Here is a 4,282-nt window from a genome sequence, read left to right on the forward strand (position 1 = left end):
TCCTGCACCGGGCCGGCCAGTCCGGCGCCCTGTGCTTCGCCCCCAACCGCGGCCGCAAAGTCACCTACACCCGCCCGCCCCGCTTCACCCCGCTCCCCACGACCGAGGCCCTGCGCACACTCGTCCACCGATATCTGCGCGCCTACGGCCCGGCGACCCCACCGGATTTCGCCAAATGGCTCGCGGCGCCCGGAGGTTGGGCAACGACCCTCTTCGAGACCTGCGCCACCGAGGGCGGAATCGAGGAGGTCGACTTCGAGGGCACGCGCGCCTGGGTGACGGCGGGCGACACGTCCTTCCCCGGGGAACCCGTCCGGGGCGTGCGTCTCCTCCCCTACTTCGACGCCTACGTCATCGCCGCCCAGCCCCGCGAGACGCTGTTCCCGGGTGCCGCGTACCGCCGGGCGCTGGCGGGCGGGCAGGCCGGCAACTACCCCGTGCTGCTGGTCGACGGGGTGGTGGCCGGGGTCTGGCACCAGCGCAGACAGGGCCGGCGTACGACCGTCACCGTGGAGCCGCTGGGACGGCTGACGGCGCGGCAGGAGCGGGAGTTGGGCGAGCGGGCGGAACGGGTGGGCGAAGTACTGGAGGCGCGGGCGGAGTTGGTGATCGGGAAGGTGACCTCAGGACCGCATGCCTGAGCCGGGCGTGGGTCTGGCGCGGTCAGGCAGGGGTCACTTGAGCGGCTTGCGCACGTCGAAGAGGTGCCGGGTGCTGTGGGCCACGAACGGGCCCGTGGCCTCGATCTGCTCGTGCAGCGAACGGAGTTGGGGCTCGTAGGCCTCGACCGTGAAGTCCGGGACCATCCAGATCACCTTGCGCAGGAAGTGCACGACGGCCCCGACGTCGTTGAACTCCATGCGCAACCGCTCGGCCCGCAGGCCGACGACCTCCAGCCCCGCGGCCTCGGCCCCGGCCCGTTCGCGCTCGGGGTCGCGGGCACCGCTCACGTCCTCCGGCTGGGGGCCGAGGAAGTGCTCGACGAGTTCGAACGCGCTGCGGGGGCCCACGTGTTGGGCGAAGTAGGTGCCGCCGGGGCGCAGGACGCGGGCGATCTCGGGCCAGTCGGCGCGGACCGGATGGCGGCTCAGGACGAGGTCGAAGGCCGCGTCCGCGAAAGGCAGTTGAGCCCCCTCGGCCACCGCGACCACCACGACCCCGCGCGAGCGGAGCAGGGCGGTGGCCTTGGCGATGTTGGGCGGCCAGCTCTCGGTGGCGGCGACCATCATCGGAGGCTGGGCGGCGGCCCGGCTCAGCGCGAAGTCGAGAACCTCCCCTCCCCCGGTCTGGATGTCCAGGACGGTGTTCACCCAGATGAGCCGGTCCCCGGCGGACCGCGCGTATCCCCACGAGGGCCGTGCCTCGGTGGCCCGCCCCTCGAACCAGGAGAAGTCCCAGCCGTCGGTGGGGACGGCGGCCCCTTCCGCGACGAGATCCTCGAAACTCCTGCTGTTGCCCATGGGGCGATGGTCGCAGGGCGTCGTCGGTGGGCGCTGCCGATTTCCGAAGCAGTGCGGGGCGGGTCAGGGGACGAGTGCCCTGACCTCCTCCGCCGCGAAGCGTACGAACGCCTCCGGGTCGGGTTCGTCGCCGGTGGGCTGGAGGACGACCGTGTCGGCGCCCGCCTCGACGAGCCGCTGGACGGCCTTCGCGACGGCGCCCGCGTCACCGGCGACACCGAGGTCGGGGACCGACTCCAGGCCCTCTTCGGCGAGTTCGGCGCGGAGTCGGGCGGCGGCACCGGGTCCGGTGGCGGTGAGGAGATAGACGACGACCTGGTGCGCTTCGGTACGGCCCGCCGACTCCCGTCCCTCGTCGATGAGTTGGCGGGCCCGTCGGACGCCGTCCGGTGCGGTGGACGCGGTGAGGACCGTACCGTCGGCGGCGGCGCCGGAGAGGCGGAGGGTGCGGGGGCCGCCGGCGCCGGCGAGGATCTCGACGGGGCCGGCCGGCGGCCAGTCGAGGCCGACGTCGTCGAGCTTGACGTAGCGGCCCTGGACCGTGAGGCGTTCTCCGCGCAACAGGGCGCGCAGCGCGTCGAGGTGCTCGCGGAGCAGGGTCACCGGGGACTCGGCGCGTGCGCCGACCTGGCCCATCCAGTCCTGTACGCCGTGGCCGACGGCGAGGACCGGGCGCCCCGGGAACAGCCGGTACAGGGTCGCGGCCTCCATCGCGGTGATGGCGACGTTCCGCAGCGGGACCGGGAGCAGTCCGACGCCGATCCGTACCCGCTCGCTCCAGGCGAGCGCCGCCGCGGCGGCCGAGATCCCGCCCTCGCGGAAGCAGTCCTCCCACAGCCAGAGCTCTTCGAGCCCGGAGGCGTCGGCGAGTTCGACCACCGCCCGCAGGCGCTCGGGGGGAAGTTGGGGCCGGAACACCGCGCCGAGTCCAGTCATGGTTTCTTCCTATCCGGTGAGTGCACGGCGGACAACGGATTTACGGGGCGACCCGCTCGTGGCGCAGCAGGACGACCCCGTTGCCGAAGGCATGGTTCTCGACGAGACGCAGCGCGGTGTGGGTGTCGGCCTCGGGGAACATCCGCTTCCCGCGGCCGATGAGGACCGGGTGGACGTACACCTTGATCTCGTCGACGAGGCCGAGCCGGAGGAAGGTGGCGGCGAGGTCGGCGCCGCCGAGGCAGAGGTCGCCGCCGGGCTGTTCCTTGAGGGCGCGCAGCTCCTCGGGGACGACCTCGGACACGATGGTCGTGTTCCACTCGGCGGGACCGGCGGGCAGGGTCCGCGAGTACACGGTCTTCGGCTTGTCCCGCCAGATGGCGGCGAACTCGGCGGTGACCGCGGAGGCGTCCGGGTCGGCGTCGGCGGTGGGCCAGTAGGCGGCCATCAGTTCGTGGGTGACGCGGCCGTCGAGGAAGGCGCCCATGGGCCGGAGGGTGTCGTTCATGTGCTGGTGGAGTTCGTCGTCGACCAGGTGCCAGCTGATGTCCCGGTCGGGGCCCTCCAGGAAACCGTCGAGGGACACGGACATCATGTAGGAGATCTTCCGCACGGGTATGTCACCTCGTTCGTCGTCGGCCCCCTGGTTCCCGGGTTCGTCAGCGTCTCACGCCGCCGCCAACGCTCCCAGGACCACACCCGTGAACGCGCCGCCTAGCATGAACGGCCCCAGCGGAATCGCCGTCTTACGGCCCGCCCGGCGCAGCGCGACCATGGCGAAGCCGTACAGCGCGCCGTACAGCACCCCCGCGAAGGCACCGGTGACGAGCACCGGCCAGCCGTACCAGCCGAGGGCCGTGCCGAGGGCGAGGGCGAGTTTCACGTCGCCGAAGCCCATGCCGGCGGGGTTGATCAGATACAGCACCAAGTACCCGGCGCCGAGGGCGAGTCCGCCGAGCAGGGCGGTGAACCAGGAACCGGCGTCGGCGGGCAGCAGGGCCGCGACGCCGAGGAGCGTGAGGGTGGCGGCGGCGAGGGGGAGGGTGAGGACGTCGGGGAGGCGGTGCACCCGGTAGTCGACGAGCGCGAGGAGCACGGCGACGGGGGCGGCGAGCAGCCAGACGGCGAGTTCGGGGTGGGGGCCGGTGACCGCGGCGAGAATCGCGCAGACGAGGGCCGTCACGGCGGACACGACGGGCGTGCTGGGGCCGTAGGAACCGCATCGGTGTGAGCCGCCGGTCCCGTCGCAGCGGGCGCGGCCCAGCCAGCCGTCGAAAGGGCCCTCGATCGGGTGGCCGTCGGGGCAGTGTCCGTTCCAGGGCTCCTCGGCCTCGACGGAGAGGCGGTGGGCGGCGCGGGGCAGCAGGAGGCCCGAGCACGCGCCCCACAGGGCACCCAGGACGATCAGCAGCAGGCGCACACGGGGACGATATCCAGGTGGCGGCGGGCGGGGCATGGGTCCGTGGGCCCATGTGGGGCCCAGGCCCGGGTGGATACCGTCAGTCGGCACCGGATGGATGTGGATATGGATATGGATCCGGGTGGCGTGGGGAAGGTGGCCTGGTATGGGACGACGGTGGAGTGACGGGCAGGGGAAGCTGATCGTGCGGGGGGCCACGGGCGCCGTCACCGTTCCGCTGGAGTTCGCGACCTCCTACCGGGCGCGGACGAAGGGGCTGCTCGGCCGGGACGGGATCGAGGGGGCGATGCTGCTCTCGCCGGCGAGCAGTGTGCACACGTTCCGGATGCGCTTCCCGATCGATGTGGCGTACCTGAACCGGAAGTTGGAGGTCGTCGCCGTCCACACCATGCAGCCGGGACGGCTGGGCCTGCCGCGGCTCCGATCCCGGCATGTGCTGGAGGCGGAGGCGGGGGTCATGGCGGGG

The 4,282-nt window shown here is 72.7% G+C and carries 6 protein-coding genes; 2 read left to right on the forward strand and 4 right to left on the reverse strand.

Features of this window, described 5'->3' with window-relative positions; genetic code table 11:
- A partial coding sequence (locus tag JHN45_RS50740) for a winged helix DNA-binding domain-containing protein (RefSeq protein WP_201056243.1) occupies positions 1–641 on the forward strand: 641 nt, incomplete at its 5' end.
- Between the two features lie 33 nt (positions 642–674).
- Here JHN45_RS50740 and JHN45_RS50745 read toward each other — a convergent pair.
- The 4 genes from JHN45_RS50745 to JHN45_RS50760 form a co-directional block, all read right to left on the reverse strand.
- Entirely contained in the window at positions 675–1,460 is a 786-nt protein-coding gene (locus JHN45_RS50745) for a class I SAM-dependent methyltransferase (protein WP_201056245.1), read from the reverse strand.
- Positions 1,461–1,523: 63 nt separating this feature from the next.
- Positions 1,524–2,396 carry an LLM class flavin-dependent oxidoreductase gene (locus JHN45_RS50750; RefSeq protein ID WP_201056247.1) on the reverse strand — a complete coding sequence of 291 codons (873 nt, stop codon included), beginning with the start codon at positions 2,394–2,396 and terminating at the stop codon, positions 1,524–1,526.
- A 40-nt stretch (positions 2,397–2,436) separates the two neighbouring features.
- The gene (locus tag JHN45_RS50755) at positions 2,437–3,009 is read right to left on the reverse strand and encodes a dihydrofolate reductase family protein (protein WP_200717351.1); all 573 of its coding nucleotides are present in this window, start codon (positions 3,007–3,009) and stop codon (positions 2,437–2,439) included.
- 54 nt (positions 3,010–3,063) lie between these two features.
- The gene (locus JHN45_RS50760) at positions 3,064–3,816 is read right to left on the reverse strand and encodes an A24 family peptidase (RefSeq protein WP_201056249.1); all 753 of its coding nucleotides are present in this window, start codon (positions 3,814–3,816) and stop codon (positions 3,064–3,066) included.
- Between the two features lie 145 nt (positions 3,817–3,961).
- Here JHN45_RS50760 and JHN45_RS50765 point away from each other — a divergent pair.
- Positions 3,962–4,282, forward strand: a 321-nt coding sequence (locus JHN45_RS50765; RefSeq protein WP_201056251.1) for a DUF192 domain-containing protein, incomplete at its 3' end; no start/stop codon positions are given.

This window comes from Streptomyces sp. MBT53, assembly GCF_016654115.1.
In the GTDB taxonomy this organism is placed as follows: domain Bacteria; phylum Actinomycetota; class Actinomycetes; order Streptomycetales; family Streptomycetaceae; genus Streptomyces.

What these genes read in the sequence shown, in the direction of transcription:
- JHN45_RS50745 (WP_201056245.1), bottom strand. Translation starts at nt 1,460, where the DNA reads ATGGGCAACAGCAGGAGTTTCGAGGATCTCGTCGCGGAAGGGGCCGCC.
- JHN45_RS50750 (WP_201056247.1), bottom strand. Translation starts at nt 2,396, where the DNA reads ATGACTGGACTCGGCGCGGTGTTCCGGCCCCAACTTCCCCCCGAGCGC.